Raw genomic sequence first — 14,814 nt, 5'->3', positions numbered from 1 at the left:
TTATATGATTATTACACTTACTATGAATCCTTCTGTAGACTACCTCTATAAAGTCGATAGCCTATCCTCTGGAAAATTAAATAGAGTAAAATTAATAACCAAAATGGTCGGAGGAAAAGGAATTAATGCGGCACGCGTTTCGGCAATACTTGGTACAGAAACTACTGCAGTTAGTATCATCGGCGGAATGAATGGAGATTACATTCTTTCCCAAACAAAAAAAGATAAATTCACGTCAGATTTTATCCGTACAAATGATGAAACTAGAAATTGCTACGTTATCTTAGATAAAGAGAATGTGAAGACAGAAATAAATGAGTTGGGATCAGCCATCACCCAACCTGTTCTAAGTGAACTTGAGGAAAAAACGGAATCTTATATTAAAACCAAAGATATTACAGCGATTTCAATTAATGGCAGCCTGCCACTTAATTGTCCACATAATTTTTATTCTAACTTAATACAGAAAATAAGAAGGTTCAATCAGAATATAAAAATCTTACTAGACACTTCTGGTAAGGCATTAAAAGACTGTTTAGACTCAGGTTTTCTACCAGATATTATTAAACCTAACGAGACTGAAATTGCCGAATTACTAAATACAGAAATAACCACTGATGCCAAAACACTGCAAAAAAATATCTTAGCTAATGAGTTGCTCTCTAATATCCCTATTATCTTTGTATCATTGGGAGCAAGCGGATCACTTATCAAGCATGAAGATGAATTCTATAGAGTTACATTTCCAAAAGTCAAGGCTATTAATACACAAGGATCTGGTGATGCAACAGTCGGTGGTATCTTGTCTGCTATTGATAAACACAAATCTTTCATTGATGTATTAAAATATGGTTCTGCAGCAGGAACTGCTAACTCTTTAGATGTCAAAACAGGATTTTTAGAAAATAGTGTCTTTGATTCGGTCTATCAAGACGTTTCAGTAGCAAAATTGGAATATTAATTTCATCAATAGTGCCAAAGCGCACTTTTTTCGTTTAGATTTATCTATAGATAGGGAATTACCACAATCATAATGATATATCCCTCTAAATCAGATAATAATAACATTCTAACCGCTCACTCTGGTATTACTATGATGCTATAGGTTATGAAAATTAAGAATAATCAATTGATGTTCTAAAACATCACAATGACCCATTAAACGAGTGGATTATTTGTCTTCCACCTATGGAAGCGAGGCGAACTAAAATCGCAGTAAAACGGGAGTAGGATTAACTCCAAAACTGAAAATTTTGGTTTGTATTCCCACCCCCTGTGCCAAGAGTTTATTACAAAACAGGGATACTGGACGAGTTTTTGGCTAGACTCACTGTTTAATTCTTATAATGTTATGCTCACTAAGTGAGGATTTTTTGCACAAAAAAACTTCACCACATTAGTGATGAAGCAAATTAACGATTGGATTCCTTTAGTCCTCTTTAATCAAGTTTTCCTTGGAGTGGTTTTTCCACCAAGATGAAAGGATAGACCCTGAGATATTGTGCCAAATTGAGAAAATAGTCGAAGGAATAGCTGCTGGACCTCCAAAAAATTTAAGAGCCAAAGTTGCCCCTAGACTGGAGTCCTGCATGCCAACTTCAAAGGTAATTGCCTTTTGTTGGGGTTCTTTCAATCCGAGCAATTTAGAAAAGGCAAAGCCAAGACCATAACCACAAAGATTGTGGAGCATGACAACCGGAATAACCAGAGCTGTCGCTGCCGTAAAGATATTGGCATGATTAGCAGAAACGACTGCTCCAATAATCAAAAGAATAGCAAACTGTGAAATCAGCGGCATAAGTTTGAGGATGTTATCCAACTTGTGTGAGAAAATAGTATGGATAAGTACCCCCAAAACGATAGGGATAACAACGATTCTAAAGGTAGACAAGAAAAGTTGAGCTGCAGGTACCGCTACGAGATGCCCTGCTAAAACCGATAAAAGAGTTGGCAACATCAGGGGAGCTAGGAGTGTGGAGAGCACTTCAATGGAGACATCAAGGGCAACATCACCGCCAGCCAAGAAGGCCATAACACTAGAAGAAGTTCCGCTTGGACAAGAACCAACCAAGATAACCCCCGCTGCTGTTGCTCCCTTAAGATGAAAAATCAGGCAGAGCAACCAAGCCAAGCCGGGCATGATAATGTAGTGAGCTACTGTCCCCAAAATGACAGGAATAGGTCTTTTTGAGATACGAACAAAATCCTCTGTCGTCAGCGTCAAGCCCATTCCGAAAAGAATAATTCCTAGTAGATAGGACGTATTGGGAATAACCCAAGTGCTTGTTTGCGGCAAGACATAGTTAAAAGCTGCCCAAATGATAACAATGACCGTGAACCATTTGCTGACCCAACTAGAAAAATTTTCAACTTTCTGCATAAGAACCTCCTATAAGATACTAAGCCCTTAAGCGGCTCATGGAAATTTAGGGGCCGAATGAAGAATCAACAAGATTCTAGGAAGGCGATCCTCAGTAGTTGATCGGCTGTGTGGGGGTGAGACGATGAAATCAAGATTTCTGTCCCACTCCCTAATTCCACAGAGTCGTAGGCGTGTTTAATTAATAAGAATAGTCCTATTGTACTCCTATTTGTTGTAATTTTCAAAATATTTTTTAAATTATTTTTCCGGAAATTTAGCAGAAATTTTCGCACATTCAATTTCCTTTTCCAAAGACATTTGAAATTAGTACCAACCACGCCCTTTCCCATAAGAAAAAGCGAAGTCTATGCTCCGCTTCCCATTTTTATAGCAAGTGACTTTCACGTTTGTCAAACACTTCCTGAGCCAGACGGGCCAGCTCAGTAATCAACTCTTTATATGGAAGACCCATGTTTTCCCAAAGTAAGGGGTACATAGACCATTGGGTAAAACCTGGCATGGTGTTAAGCTCGTTGAGATAAATCTCACCGCTCTCAGTTAAGAAGAAATCACAGCGAGACAAACCGCAACCACCGAGAGCTCGGAAGGCCGTCTCAGCGTAAGTCCGCATCTTGGTCATAACCTCCTCAGATACCTTGGCTGGAATATCCATAGTAATCTTATTATCGATATACTTGGCCTCGTAATCGTAGAAGGCCACATCCTTGACGACTTCACCGGGTTGAGTCGTTTTGATCTGGCTATTGCCCAAGATACCAACTTCAATTTCACGGGCCACTACGCCCTGCTCAATCAAAATCCGACTATCGTATTTGAGGGCTAATTCAAGGGCAGCACATAGCTCCTCCCCATTCTCAGCTTTAGAAATCCCAACGGACGAGCCCATGTTAGCTGGTTTAACAAAGACAGGGTAGGCCAATTTTTGCTCAGTCTGGCTAATAGCCTCTGCCATGTCCTGACCTTCCATATAGGTCACATAAGCCACCTGAGGAACGCCCGTTGATTCTAGGACATGTTTGGTTGTAATCTTATCCATAGCCACACTAGACGACAGCACATTTGTTCCAACATAAGGCAGACACAGAACTTCTAAGAAGCCTTGAATGGAACCATCTTCTCCCATAGGCCCGTGGAGAACAGGGAAGACAATCGCATTTTCCTCATAAATATCGCTAGGTCTGACAGCTTGACTGGCAACCACAGTCGCATTGGTCATGAGTTTTTCTGCTTCGCTAGGCTGACTGGTAAATTCTTGCGTCTTGATAAAATCACCAGCCTGGGTGATAAAGTAAGTCTTAACCGTAAACTTATTATAGTCAACAGCACGCATGACGCTTTCAGCCGACAAGACCGATACCTCACGCTCCGCCGAGCGCCCGCCATACAATAAAATCAGGGTTTTCTTTGACATGATTTCTCTTTTCTAGCAATTATTCGCCCTTTATTATAGCATAAATTGCAGGGAGATTGGAATTAGCAGATAAAACCGCTTCCGTCATCGTAAACGATGTTAAAAAGGCCCAGCATAACCATACTGAGCCTTTTTCTACCTCCGTGTTGAGGTCACTATATCTCATCGTAAGGACATTTTGGCATATTGAGACGGAAAGTCAAAAGGGAGAAGAAAATTTGAGCTCACAAATACTTTTGAAAGAATCCTACTGTCGCTTGCCAAGACCGCACACTATCAGACAAAACTTCTTGCCAAGCTATTTTTTTATAGCGGTTATTGGGCTGGTAGGCAACCGTCAGCATGTGACCGCTATGTTCCAAAACCAGTTTTTCTAAATGATACATCTGATTTTTTCTTTGCTGCCACCGCTCTGAAATTTTTTCAATTGACTCATCGGCTGGCCAGATTTCATCCTGTTTGCTTCCTATTAACAAAAGATGCCCTTGAATGGTTTCAACTGGAATATAGCTATCTGCCTGATAACGAATTCGAGGCTTTCTTGATAGCTTCCCCACCAAAAAAGCCCTAAGTGAAAACCCAGTAAAAGGCAGCTCCCGTCCTTGATAGACCCAAGAAGAATGACCCGAATTGCGATAACCCTTCATACCTTCAAGAACAGCACAAGATGGTGAATTAGCAATAATACATTTGAGCTTTGGAAAAAAAGCAGCCGCTGTCAGAGCTAATTCGGCCCCCTTGGACCGCCCATAAATCCCAATTCGTTCTTTATCAACTTGAGGCATAGAGCCAAGATAAGTTAGGACCTCTTCCATAAAACCTAAGTCAATTCTATCTAAATCTTCAGGAGTACCCTCCAAACCAAAATAGGCTACAGCCAGAGTAACAAAGCCATGACTGGCCAGTAATTGAGCTATATTTTGGGCTTTTTCAATCCGACCGTCACTGCCGCTCAGTACAACGATAGCTGGTAAATTGCCAGCCTTTTCTGGGTAAAAAAGTCTGGCTTTGGCTTGGTAAAAGGAAACATCCTGTCCCCTGATATGAGGCAATTGGTAATAACGTGAAAAACGCAGTTCCTCTAGTTTTCGCTTCCCTTCAAACACTTCCAAAAGGACGTTAAAATGTTTATTGAACGGGATATCTTCTAAACGCGAAGGCAGGCTTACCTTCCTTATTTTGTCTGGCCTACTGTTAAAGAATAATCCCATGGGATACTGTCCTTGATAGGAACCAGACTGACAAGCGGTCTGGCTAAGACTGATACAGCCTTGCTGATCCGAATAGTAAAGGCCACTGGATCGCCAGGGAACTATCCGGCTTAAGTCCATGGGAGCATTGATATTGTAATAATTTTCAAGAGTCATCTCCAACCGATAAGGGCTAGATGGCTTTAAGCCACTGATGACTATATCAAAAATACTATCGGCTAAAGCATCGTCGCTAATAAGTCTAATCGCCATTGCTCCACCCTTCTTGATTTCTCTGTGCTAAGGCGTTCCAAACACCTTCTACCTCTATCATCAATCGCCTTACTTCTTCTAAAAAATGCTCAGGATAGGCTTCCAAAACCTGCTGCAGCTTTTTCCTTAAAAACTCATGCTGGTAGAGGTGGATCTGGTAAATTTCCTGCCCCAATTCTGTTAAACTAACGCCATAGGCACTCTTCTTATGCGGCGAAAGTTCCTTTTGCAGATAGCCTTTTAGGACTAATTTTTTAACCAGCTGGGTCACAGCACTGCGGGAAATCTGCCGCTTCTGAGCAATCTGTGATAGACCAATTCCTCTCTCTTGTCCAACTAAGACCAGCAGATGAACTTCAGCCATTGTCAAATCCTTATCTGGAATATGGTGCTGCTCCTGCTCCAGTTTTTTATATTTTTCTACAAATATCTGCAAGTCTTGGCTCAAATCGAGTATTTTATCTGTCATCCTTCTTCTCCTTAATTTTGTTAAGTTGCTTAACATATTATCCGACTTAGTTCTTTTTGTCAATGCGTTAATTTCTTGACATCTGCAAGTATACAGTGTATACTTATTCCGAAAGTAGCCGGTGTATACTTTTTGAGAAAGGAAATTATGTGAAACGCAATACAGCACAACTCAAGGAAAATTTAATTCAAACAGGAATAGAAGAAATCCGCCAGCATGGCATAGATAATCTATCACTAAGGACCGTCTCGCAAAAATGCGGCGTCACACACGGTGCTCCCTATAAACACTTTGGCAGTAAAGATGGTTATCTCAGAATCGTTTTATCACGCCTCTCTGATTTCTGGGCCAATGAGATGACCGTAAACATCGCGCCATCCTCATCAGCTAGAGATGAACTGACCCAAATGGGATTTAACTTTGTCTTAGCCGCAAAAAGGAATCCTTATGTTTTTGAAGCCCTTTTTGTCAAATACCCTTTTAAATACTTGGAGCTTTCTGGAGAAACTATTCTAACAGAAACAGATTTGCCTGGTTTTGATGCTTTTAAGCACATCGTCCTCAAACTAAGACAGCAAGAAGGATTCAACAATAGCGAAGCTGAAACCCTCTTTCACTTCTGGAGCTTCATTTCTGGTCTGGCCATTTTGTCACAAAATCCTATTGGAACAGACTTGTCACAATCAGATATTCGAACTACGATTGAGCACATGCTTGATATTTACATCAAAGGAGAAAACACATGAATATTTTAATCATTACCGCCCACCCTAACCCACAAAGTTTTAATGCCTATATTGCAAAGCAAGTGCAAGAAAACTTGAATAAATCCCATAAACTTCGGGTAATAGACCTCTATGCTGAAGGATTTGATCCCATTTTACGTTTTGATAATAGGCATCGCAGACGTGACTTAGCCTCTGATCCTGAGACCGCCAAATACCGTGATTTGGTAACTTGGGCAGACCAATTCATTTTTATTTTTCCCATTTGGTGGTCAGGTATGCCGGCCATGCTCAAGGGCTTTATTGACCGTGTCTTTGTCGCTGGCTTTGCCTATCACAACACTAAGACTGGACTGAAAGGCCATCTCAATGGCAAAGCTTGGATAATCATCACGCACAATACTCCATCTTTTATCACTCCATTGGCACAAGATTACGGTAAAGTTCTGAAAAATCAGATCCTCAAATCCTGTGGCATTTCACCCGTTACCATTAGTCAAATTACAGGTGTTGAAAAAATTTCTGATCAAGAGCGACAAAAAGCCTTGAATAAAATTATCCAAAAGGCAAAAAATTTATAACATAAAACGAGACTGAACGTTTGTTTCAGTCTCGTTTTAACTATCTTAAATATAGCAGAACGATAAATGAACAGTTATAATTCCGTTCGATTCTCGATAGCACGAAGAAGAGTGACCTCATCAGCGTACTCAATATCACTGCCGACAGCCAGCCCACGCGCTAGACGAGTAACCTTAATACCCGCTGGTTTGAGAACTCGAGAAATATACATAGACGTTGCTTCCCCATCGGCCGTAGCATTGGTCGCCACGATGACTTCATTAATCTCACTGTCCATCAGACGATTGATCAACGACTTGAGATTGATGTCGTCAGGCCCTACACCATTCATGGGGGAAATGAGGCCATGCAGGACATGGTAGAGACCGTGGTACTCTTGGATTTTTTCCATAGCTGTCACATCCTTGCTTTCCTCGACGACTAAGAGAGTTGATTTATCTCTAGTTTCGTCGGTACAGATGACACAGGGATCCTCCTCAGTTAAATTACCACAGACCGAACAATAGGTCAGCTCCCGTTTAGCCGCTAAAAGGTTCTTAGCGAAATCATTGACATCTTCATCTGACATGCCAATGGTATAGAAAGCCAGTCTGGTTGCAGTCTTGGTTCCGATGCCAGGCAGCTTAGAAAAACTATCTATCAATTTTGCAATAGGTGTTGGATACAGCACTTCTCTCTCCTTCAACTAAAAAGGTCTGGAAATTCTTCCAGCCTTTCTATTATAGCGTTTATCTTTCTTAATGGCCACCACCATACATGGATTGATAAAGATTTAAAATTTCACGCGCAATATTTTGGTGAGCCTTGGTTTCTGAATTAGCAGCATGCGGATACATAACCGCTACGGCCACACGAGTACCATCGTTAGCTGTTGCATAGGCAACAACATTGAGATTTACAGTTGGAACAGTATTTCCATTACCATCACTAGCAAAAGTTTCAGCTGTACCAGTCTTACCAGAGATGGAAATCGAACTGCTGGCCATATTTTTACCAGTCGCATAACCAGAAGATGAATTAACCACCGAATAGAAACCTTGTTGAATCAAACTCATTTGATCATCAGAAATATTGACCTTGTTGAGAACGTTGGTATCAACTGCTTTGATTTGATCTCCCAAACCACCGTCAGCATTATTATTATAAATACCTTGAACGAGATGAGGAGCTACGCGATTTCCGCCATTAGCCACTGTCGCAGCGTACTGAGCTAACTGCATTGGCGTATAGCTATCGAACTGACCAAAGGCTTCGGTCAAGACGTTACCTGGCTTATAGTCCTTAGTTGTGTAGCCTTCAGACTCATTAGGCAGGTCAATACCTGTCTTAGTTCCCATACCATATTCAGCATAGACACTACGAAGCTTCTCCATCGTGCTGTCAACACCATCATCACTGAGACTCATTCCAGGATAGTAGTCTTGCCCCATCATCTTAAGAGCCACTTGAACCATGTAGGTGTTGGATGAATATTCCAAAGCCTGAGTAGCCGTGATCGAACGGCTGCCTTGGTCGGTAAACCAAGATTTGATAGGGTTAGAACCATTAACACTGATAGTTTGGTCGGTCAAGGTTTGATTGCCTTCCAGCACACCAGATTCCCAACCAGCTGTTAAGGTTGCTCCTTTGACCACAGACCCCGGAACAAAGACGTTTGTGACATTGCCCAGAGCATTCGAGGATAGTTGACCGGTATCTTTGTCATGAGCCAGACCAGCCATGGCCAGGACGGATCCTGTATCAGCATTGAGGGCAACCGCATAGATTCCTTCCGAATTAGCTGCTGTTCCAGAAGAAACCTCTGAGCCATAGAATTGGTTGAGAATGCCTTCAACACCATTTTGGAAGCCAAGATCAATTGTCAGTTTCAGATTATTGCCCTTGCTTCCCTTGGTTGTTTGTTTAGTCTTAACAACATTTCCATCATTATCGACGCTAATTTTTCTTGTTGTTCGACTCCCTTGAAGAATATCCTCATATTGCTTTTGCAGGTAAGACGTTCCTACACGGTCATTAAGAGAATAGCCCTTAGCCAAGTATTCCTTGGCCGTTTCTTCTGGCAGACCAGTCTTCTCACTTGACAGTGTTCCGATAATATCTGACAGAGATGAAGAAGAGGTTGTTACTTCTTGATTCCAGTCTGTTCCAATACTGATACCGCGCAACTTAGATTTATTTGCAGTAATATAGGCAATCTGATCATCTGTCAAATCTCCAGTTGTCAGATTAACGGTACTAAAATTGGAGGCATTGTTCATCTGATTAAAGATGTAAACCTTCTTGAGCGTTTCCTCCGAATAATTAATCTTACTCTTAGGGACTGCATCAACCGCATTCTTATAAATATTCGATTCGGTCAAATTATTACCATAGTTATCGAACTTTTTCCTATCCGGAAGTTTATCTACCACTGATTGATAATGCTTAGGATTGGCCAAGTAGTAATCCCGCTTTTGACGATTAGTCACCTTAGTTTCGGTTAAATTAACCATTTTAGCTAAGTCATTCGCATTTTTAAGGATATCAGCAGCTGTCGCTTTATTGCTGCGCGTGTAGGTTACAACGGTCTTCTTTTCATTATCAACCAAGGGCTGCCCTGTCGCATCATAAATCTGACCCCGTTCAGAGGACTGCTTAACCGTGTAGGTCGTCTGTTTATTGAGCTTGCCCAAATAAAAAGACTGGTGGTTAATCTGCATATAAGCCAAGCGACTAATGAGCACTGCTAGCAGAGTTAAAACCAAAGCAAAAATAATATAAAGACGACTGGTTAAGCTGGAAAGAAAACCTGTTCGTTTTCTCAGCTTTTTCCGAGTGGTTCTAGCCAATGCTTTTTCCACTTTTTTTTCAGGTTTATCACTTATCTTTTTTCCTTTTTTAAACGGATTCTTCAGGTCCATAGTCTCCTCATTTCGATAAAGTCTAGTGACCTTATTTTATCACAAATCAAGTAAAAAAACTTAGCTTCTGAGTAAGGAATTTTTAAAATTTGATTACCAAAGAGCTAGGTAAGAATCTCATCAACAGCATTTAAAAGCTGTTCCGTTTGAAAGCCAAGATTCTAAATGTTCCCGAGAAAGCAAAAAAAGAATCAGCAGCTCTTTAGCTATAGTGATATCTCGCACGCTATCATCGTTACAGTAACTAACTGCTCAGCACTACTAGGCAGTGCAGCAAAAATCCTATCGTCTTACGGTGCGAGAAAACAAAATCGCTTTCTAGAAAATCATGATGTTCACTGCCTTTAATAAAACTCACCCCAGAAGTTTTGTGCAAAAGAAAACAGGCTTGAAATTTAGATTTCACAGCCTGCTTTTCTCTAATATCTTTAGACTGAGAACTAAGATTGGGACAGACAGTCATGATAGCTGTCTGTCCTAACCTCTAATCAGCCTTGCGGGGGCAAACGGATAAAATCGCTTTCTATAAAGTTGCGATTTTTATCTCACTCCCTATTCTCCAAGATAGTATTCTTTTGTAACGTTAAGTTTTTCGTCAAATTCAAATACCAGTGGTGGGAAGTTAGGAATTTCAACACCCATAATTTCATCGTCACCCAAATGTTTGATGTGTTTTACAAGGGCACGGATTGAGTTACCATGAGCACCAATAAAGACATTTTTACCATCTTTAAGGGCTGGAGCAATTTTGTCTTCCCAAAATGGAAGCGCACGTTCCAAGGTAACTTTCAAGTTTTCTGCATCTGGGATAACAGAATCATCAAGTGAAGCGTAACGACGGTCAGTGTGTGCTGAATATTCGTCATCTTTAGCCATAGCTGGCGGTAATACATCGTAAGAACGGCGCCAAATATGAACTTGATCATCACCCCATTTTTCAGCAGCTTCTGCCTTGTTTTGGCCAGTCAAACCACCATAGTGACGTTCGTTCAAGCGCCATGATTTTTCAACGGGTACCCAAAGTTGATCAGCAGCTTCAAGAGCAAGGTTAGTTGTCTTGATAGCACGTTTCAAAACAGATGTGAAGGCAAGGTCAAATTCGATACCTGCTTCTTTAATCAAGTTACCAGCATCAATTGCTTGTTGTGTTCCTTTTTCTGAAAGATCAACATCTGCCCAACCAGTGAAAAGGTTAGCTTTGTTCCATTCTGACTCACCGTGGCGAGCGAAAACCAATTTTACCATTAGTAATTCTCCTTTTAAAATATAGCCCTGAGGGTTAATTTGGGTTACAGCATTACGCCATTACTCCTATATTTTACAAGAAAATAACTAAAAAAGCTAGTCTAATCTCGGATAAAAGTCTTAGTCAAGTTGGATTAAACCAAGTTAATCAGCCTATCACTAGTAAAAAACGAATAATTAGTATAAGAATGTTGCTGAATATTTCGTTTTAACTTGTCTTTGACAGACCGAAATAGTAGAATGTAAGTAATTCCAAACCATTATTTAAGGAGGACACAATGGTTTCTACAGCAACAACAATAGGCCGATTTGCTTTTGATAACTGCCTGATGAATGCGGCAGGCGTTTACTGCATGACCAAAGAAGAATTAGCAGAAATCGAGGATTCTGCTGCGGGTTCCTTTGTCACCAAGACTGGAACCTTAGAAGCCCGCTCTGGCAATCCCGAACCCCGCTACGCCGATACCAAGCTTGGTTCTATCAACTCTATGGGTCTACCCAATAAGGGATTCTACTATTACCTCGACTATGTCACAGAATTGCAGAAAAAGCCAGCAAGCAAGAACCACTTCTTATCTCTGGTCGGAATGAGCCAAGAGGAAACTCACACCATCCTTAAGGCCGTTCAAGACAGTGACTACGAGGGCCTAGTTGAACTCAACCTCTCCTGCCCAAATGTTCCTGGCAAACCGCAGATTGCCTATGATTTCGAGACAACTGATAACATTTTAAGCGAGGTCTTCTCCTACTTTACCAAACCACTGGGAATTAAGCTGCCCCCTTATTTTGATATTGCTCACTTTGATCAGGCTGCTGCTATTTTCAATAAATATCCCCTAGCCTTCGTCAACTGCGTCAATTCGGTTGGTAACGGCCTAGTTATTAATGATGAAACCGTAGTTATCAAGCCCAAAAATGGATTCGGCGGTATCGGTGGTGACTATGTCAAACCAACTGCCCTAGCCAATGTGCACGCTTTCTATCAACGCCTCAACCCCTCTATCCAAATTGTCGGAACTGGCGGGGTAAAATCCGGTCGCGATGCCTTTGAGCATATTCTCTGTGGAGCCAGCATGGTCCAAATCGGGACTGCCCTTCACCAAGAAGGACCAGCCATCTTTGAACGAATCACCAGAGAATTAAAGGCTATCATGGAAGAAAAAGGCTACCACAGCCTTGAGGATTTCCGTGGCAAGCTCAACTACCTCAACTAACTGAGACAAAAAGGCTGGGCAAACTCGTCCAGTATCTTTGTTTTGGAATAAACTCTTAGCCGCAGTTGCGGGGAGCCAGACTTGTTGGCTAGACCAAGAAGTCTTACCCTTGCACAGTTCATTAGAGGGTGGGACAGAAGTCAATTTTTATATAATCGACTTCGCCGTCCCACCTCCGCACAGTTGATTAGGAAGTCTTTATCACTTGCGCTTGCAAGAGATAAAGACTTCCAATCAACCACTGCGTCAATTGTTTATTACGGCACAAAACAATCAAGCTCAGGACAAAAGTCCTAAGCTCTATTTCTAACCTCCAAAGGTCTCCCAAACCTTTGAGCTGTGCGGGAGTGGGTTAAAAAAGTCTGGGAGACCTTTTTAATCGGGAAATGAAGCTTGCAAAGCTAGTGTCAAAAACGGTCTGACCGTTTCAGGTCACCACCTTAAAACCAGTGGTGAGAACTCAAATTTTCATTCTTTGGGTTGATCCCACTCCCTTTTACTAAGGGCTTGAGAAGCTGGCAAATTTTGTCTTATAATTCCTATCTTAACTATCCGCTTGAACGAAAACCGATTGTTCCGTCTTATTTTCCCAATCTGAAAAATCACAAATGATTTGCTATAATGAGCTCAAAAAATCAAAAGGGAGGAAAATTATGTCTAAATTACTCTCACCTGCTAAAATAGCAGGCTTATCATTGAAAAATCGGGTAGTCATGCCCCCCATGTGTATGTACGTAGTTGATAAGGAAGATGGTAAAGTCACACCTTTCCACCATGCCCATTACGGAGCTAGGGCCATCGGTCAAGTTGGCCTCATTATCCTAGAGGCAACTGCTGTTGAGCCTGATGGGCGTCTGACCAACCGAGATTTAGGCATTTGGAATGATGACCAGATTCCTGGACTCAAGGCCTTGGTTGATGAACTCCATAGCCTAGGAACCAAGGTCGGGATACAATTAGGCCACGGCGGCCGCAAGGCCCAAGATGCTAAGGATAAGATTGCCCCCAGTCCTCTAGCCTACAATGACGATTATGGAAAGCCACGAGAAATGGCCCTTGAAGACATTAGCCGAGTCCAGAGGTCCTTTATCGCAGGAGCCAAGCGCGCTCAAGCAGCAGGTTTTGACTTGATCGAACTCCACGGAGCTCATGGCTACCTCATTAATCAATTCTTGGAACCCTTAACGAATCGCCGAACAGACAAATATGGTGCTAGCTTGGAAAATCGCTATCGCTTCGTCGGAGAAATGCTGCCAGACATTCGTCAGGCTTTCTCTGGCTCCCTCTGGATTCGCCTGTCAATGACAGCCTACGATGAATCCGGTCAGCAAAACACCATCGAGGATTGGCAGACCCTTGGCCGTTGGCTGGAAAGGGATGGCCTTGACTGCCTAGATATTTCAACTGGTGGTCTGCTTGATACCCGGCCTAATATCCCTATTTACGGCGGCTATCAAGCCTCCTACACCGCTAAAATGAAGGAAGCTGTCTCTATTCCTGTGACAGCAGTCGGTCTGCTAAATAGCCCCGAACTAGACGAGTACCTCCTGCAAACCGATCAGACAGACCTAATTGAAATCGGCCGCGGTCTTATTCGTAATCCCAACTGGCCTGCCTATGCCGCCGAGGTTCTGCATGACCACGATTTCAAATCTTACAATAACTCTTATCAAAGAGGACAGGTTAAATAAAGTATAGAAAAAAAGCTTGAATCGTCCAAGCTTTTTTCTATAACTGTTAAAACAGAACCCCTATTATCAGTAACAAAAGGCTGCCTAATTAATATTAAATATTGAATCACTTGAAGCCTTCTTTTTAGGTTAAATCCTCAAAATCTTCATCTTCGTCTTCGCCATCCATTTCTCGGTCAAAAGCTTTTTTTTCTTCTTCCGTCATTTCTTGCGGTTTAAAAATCTTGAACATAGAGCCAAAAATCAAAAGTTTAACAAGGGTCAAGCCCAGCAAAACCAGTAAGACAATGAAAAATGTTGTTTTAGTCATCTTATCTACTTTTCTAAAAAGAGGCTGGGGATCAATCCCAGCCTCTTCTTGCTATCAAAAAATCATTCTTATTTAACAGCGTCTTTAAGAGCTTTACCAGCTTTAAATGCTGGAACTTTTGAAGCTGCAATTTTGATTTCAGCACCAGTTTGTGGGTTGCGACCTTTACGAGCGGCACGTTCACGAACTTCGAAGTTACCAAAACCGATCAATTGAACTTTTTCACCTTTTGAAAGGAATTCTTCAATTGATGAGAAGACTGCATCAACTGCTGCAGCTGAATCTTTTTTAGTCAATTCTGTTGCTTCTGCAACTTTTGCAATCAAATCTTGTTTATTAGCCATTTAACTAATCCTCCAAATATTATTAAGTCTTCAAGTTTTCACTTGGACTTTAACAATGACTATCATATCTGATTTTC

14 protein-coding genes are annotated in these 14,814 nt (G+C 41.5%); 5 read left to right on the top strand and 9 right to left on the bottom strand.

Annotation, left to right across the window (positions count from 1 at the left end; all coding sequences use genetic code 11):
- The first annotated feature begins 4 nt into the window (after positions 1-4).
- Positions 5-961 (top strand): 1-phosphofructokinase family hexose kinase, encoded by a 957-nt coding sequence (locus tag STRCR_RS05230; RefSeq protein WP_004226983.1) that lies wholly within the window; start codon positions 5-7, stop codon positions 959-961.
- 468 nt (positions 962-1,429) lie between these two features.
- Here STRCR_RS05230 and STRCR_RS05225 read toward each other — a convergent pair whose 3' ends face one another.
- From STRCR_RS05225 to STRCR_RS05210, 4 genes are all read right to left on the bottom strand, one after another.
- Positions 1,430-2,380: a bile acid:sodium symporter family protein gene (locus STRCR_RS05225; protein WP_004226683.1), complete on the bottom strand. Its 951-nt coding sequence runs from the start codon at positions 2,378-2,380 to the stop codon at positions 1,430-1,432.
- 367 nt (positions 2,381-2,747) lie between these two features.
- The gene (locus tag STRCR_RS05220; protein ID WP_004228485.1) at positions 2,748-3,794 is read right to left on the bottom strand and encodes a D-alanine--D-alanine ligase; all 1,047 of its coding nucleotides are present in this window, start codon (positions 3,792-3,794) and stop codon (positions 2,748-2,750) included.
- Positions 3,795-4,018: 224 nt separating this feature from the next.
- On the bottom strand, positions 4,019-5,257 hold the full coding sequence (locus STRCR_RS05215) for an acyl-CoA thioester hydrolase/BAAT C-terminal domain-containing protein (protein WP_004227986.1): 1,239 nt from the start codon (positions 5,255-5,257) through the stop codon (positions 4,019-4,021).
- Complete coding sequence (locus tag STRCR_RS05210; RefSeq protein WP_004226127.1) at positions 5,247-5,726, bottom strand: MarR family winged helix-turn-helix transcriptional regulator; 480 nt, start codon at positions 5,724-5,726, stop codon at positions 5,247-5,249. Before STRCR_RS05210 ends, STRCR_RS05215 begins: the two co-directional genes overlap by 11 nt.
- A 149-nt stretch (positions 5,727-5,875) precedes the next feature.
- Between STRCR_RS05210 and STRCR_RS05205 the strand changes: the two genes are divergently transcribed.
- Together STRCR_RS05205 and STRCR_RS05200 are read left to right on the top strand one after the other, a co-directional pair.
- Complete coding sequence (locus STRCR_RS05205) at positions 5,876-6,472, top strand: TetR/AcrR family transcriptional regulator (protein ID WP_004227518.1); 597 nt, start codon at positions 5,876-5,878, stop codon at positions 6,470-6,472.
- Positions 6,469-7,032 (top strand): NAD(P)H-dependent oxidoreductase, encoded by a 564-nt coding sequence (locus tag STRCR_RS05200; RefSeq protein WP_004226368.1) that lies wholly within the window; start codon positions 6,469-6,471, stop codon positions 7,030-7,032. Before STRCR_RS05205 ends, STRCR_RS05200 begins: the two co-directional genes overlap by 4 nt.
- A gap of 74 nt (positions 7,033-7,106) precedes the next feature.
- Here the strand turns inward: STRCR_RS05200 and recR are convergent, their stop codons facing one another.
- The 3 genes from recR to STRCR_RS05185 form a co-directional block, all read right to left on the bottom strand.
- Positions 7,107-7,703 (bottom strand): recombination mediator RecR, encoded by a 597-nt coding sequence (gene recR, locus STRCR_RS05195; protein WP_004227811.1) that lies wholly within the window; start codon positions 7,701-7,703, stop codon positions 7,107-7,109.
- 67 nt (positions 7,704-7,770) lie between these two features.
- On the bottom strand, positions 7,771-9,933 hold the full coding sequence (gene pbp2b, locus STRCR_RS05190; RefSeq protein WP_004229291.1) for a penicillin-binding protein PBP2B: 2,163 nt from the start codon (positions 9,931-9,933) through the stop codon (positions 7,771-7,773).
- Positions 9,934-10,485: 552 nt separating this feature from the next.
- On the bottom strand, positions 10,486-11,178 hold the full coding sequence (locus tag STRCR_RS05185; RefSeq protein ID WP_004227585.1) for a phosphoglycerate mutase: 693 nt from the start codon (positions 11,176-11,178) through the stop codon (positions 10,486-10,488).
- A 278-nt stretch (positions 11,179-11,456) separates the two neighbouring features.
- Between STRCR_RS05185 and STRCR_RS05180 the strand changes: the two genes are divergently transcribed.
- Positions 11,457-12,392: a dihydroorotate oxidase gene (locus STRCR_RS05180; protein WP_004228450.1), complete on the top strand. Its 936-nt coding sequence runs from the start codon at positions 11,457-11,459 to the stop codon at positions 12,390-12,392.
- Between the two features lie 653 nt (positions 12,393-13,045).
- Complete coding sequence (locus STRCR_RS05175; RefSeq protein ID WP_004226725.1) at positions 13,046-14,083, top strand: oxidoreductase; 1,038 nt, start codon at positions 13,046-13,048, stop codon at positions 14,081-14,083.
- Between the two features lie 124 nt (positions 14,084-14,207).
- Here STRCR_RS05175 and STRCR_RS05170 read toward each other — a convergent pair whose 3' ends face one another.
- Both STRCR_RS05170 and STRCR_RS05165 read right to left on the bottom strand, forming a co-directional pair.
- Positions 14,208-14,393: a hypothetical protein gene (locus STRCR_RS05170; RefSeq protein ID WP_004225914.1), complete on the bottom strand. Its 186-nt coding sequence runs from the start codon at positions 14,391-14,393 to the stop codon at positions 14,208-14,210.
- 68 nt (positions 14,394-14,461) lie between these two features.
- The gene (locus STRCR_RS05165; protein ID WP_004228960.1) at positions 14,462-14,737 is read right to left on the bottom strand and encodes an HU family DNA-binding protein; all 276 of its coding nucleotides are present in this window, start codon (positions 14,735-14,737) and stop codon (positions 14,462-14,464) included.
- Positions 14,738-14,814 lie beyond the last annotated feature (77 nt).

The sequence above is a fragment of the Streptococcus criceti HS-6 genome (genome assembly GCF_000187975.2).
In the GTDB taxonomy this organism is placed as follows: Bacteria; Bacillota; Bacilli; order Lactobacillales; family Streptococcaceae; genus Streptococcus; species Streptococcus criceti.
This window is presented reverse-complemented; position numbering and strand designations above follow the sequence as displayed.

What these genes read in the sequence shown, in the direction of transcription:
- STRCR_RS05215 (WP_004227986.1), bottom strand. Translation starts at nt 5,257, where the DNA reads ATGGCGATTAGACTTATTAGCGACGATGCTTTAGCCGATAGTATTTTT.
- STRCR_RS05175 (WP_004226725.1), top strand. Translation starts at nt 13,046, where the DNA reads ATGTCTAAATTACTCTCACCTGCTAAAATAGCAGGCTTATCATTGAAA.
- STRCR_RS05230 (WP_004226983.1), top strand. Translation starts at nt 5, where the DNA reads ATGATTATTACACTTACTATGAATCCTTCTGTAGACTACCTCTATAAA.
- pbp2b (WP_004229291.1), bottom strand. Translation starts at nt 9,933, where the DNA reads ATGGACCTGAAGAATCCGTTTAAAAAAGGAAAAAAGATAAGTGATAAA.
- STRCR_RS05210 (WP_004226127.1), bottom strand. Translation starts at nt 5,726, where the DNA reads ATGACAGATAAAATACTCGATTTGAGCCAAGACTTGCAGATATTTGTA.
- STRCR_RS05220 (WP_004228485.1), bottom strand. Translation starts at nt 3,794, where the DNA reads ATGTCAAAGAAAACCCTGATTTTATTGTATGGCGGGCGCTCGGCGGAG.
- STRCR_RS05180 (WP_004228450.1), top strand. Translation starts at nt 11,457, where the DNA reads ATGGTTTCTACAGCAACAACAATAGGCCGATTTGCTTTTGATAACTGC.
- STRCR_RS05165 (WP_004228960.1), bottom strand. Translation starts at nt 14,737, where the DNA reads ATGGCTAATAAACAAGATTTGATTGCAAAAGTTGCAGAAGCAACAGAA.
- STRCR_RS05185 (WP_004227585.1), bottom strand. Translation starts at nt 11,178, where the DNA reads ATGGTAAAATTGGTTTTCGCTCGCCACGGTGAGTCAGAATGGAACAAA.
- STRCR_RS05200 (WP_004226368.1), top strand. Translation starts at nt 6,469, where the DNA reads ATGAATATTTTAATCATTACCGCCCACCCTAACCCACAAAGTTTTAAT.
- STRCR_RS05225 (WP_004226683.1), bottom strand. Translation starts at nt 2,380, where the DNA reads ATGCAGAAAGTTGAAAATTTTTCTAGTTGGGTCAGCAAATGGTTCACG.
- STRCR_RS05170 (WP_004225914.1), bottom strand. Translation starts at nt 14,393, where the DNA reads ATGACTAAAACAACATTTTTCATTGTCTTACTGGTTTTGCTGGGCTTG.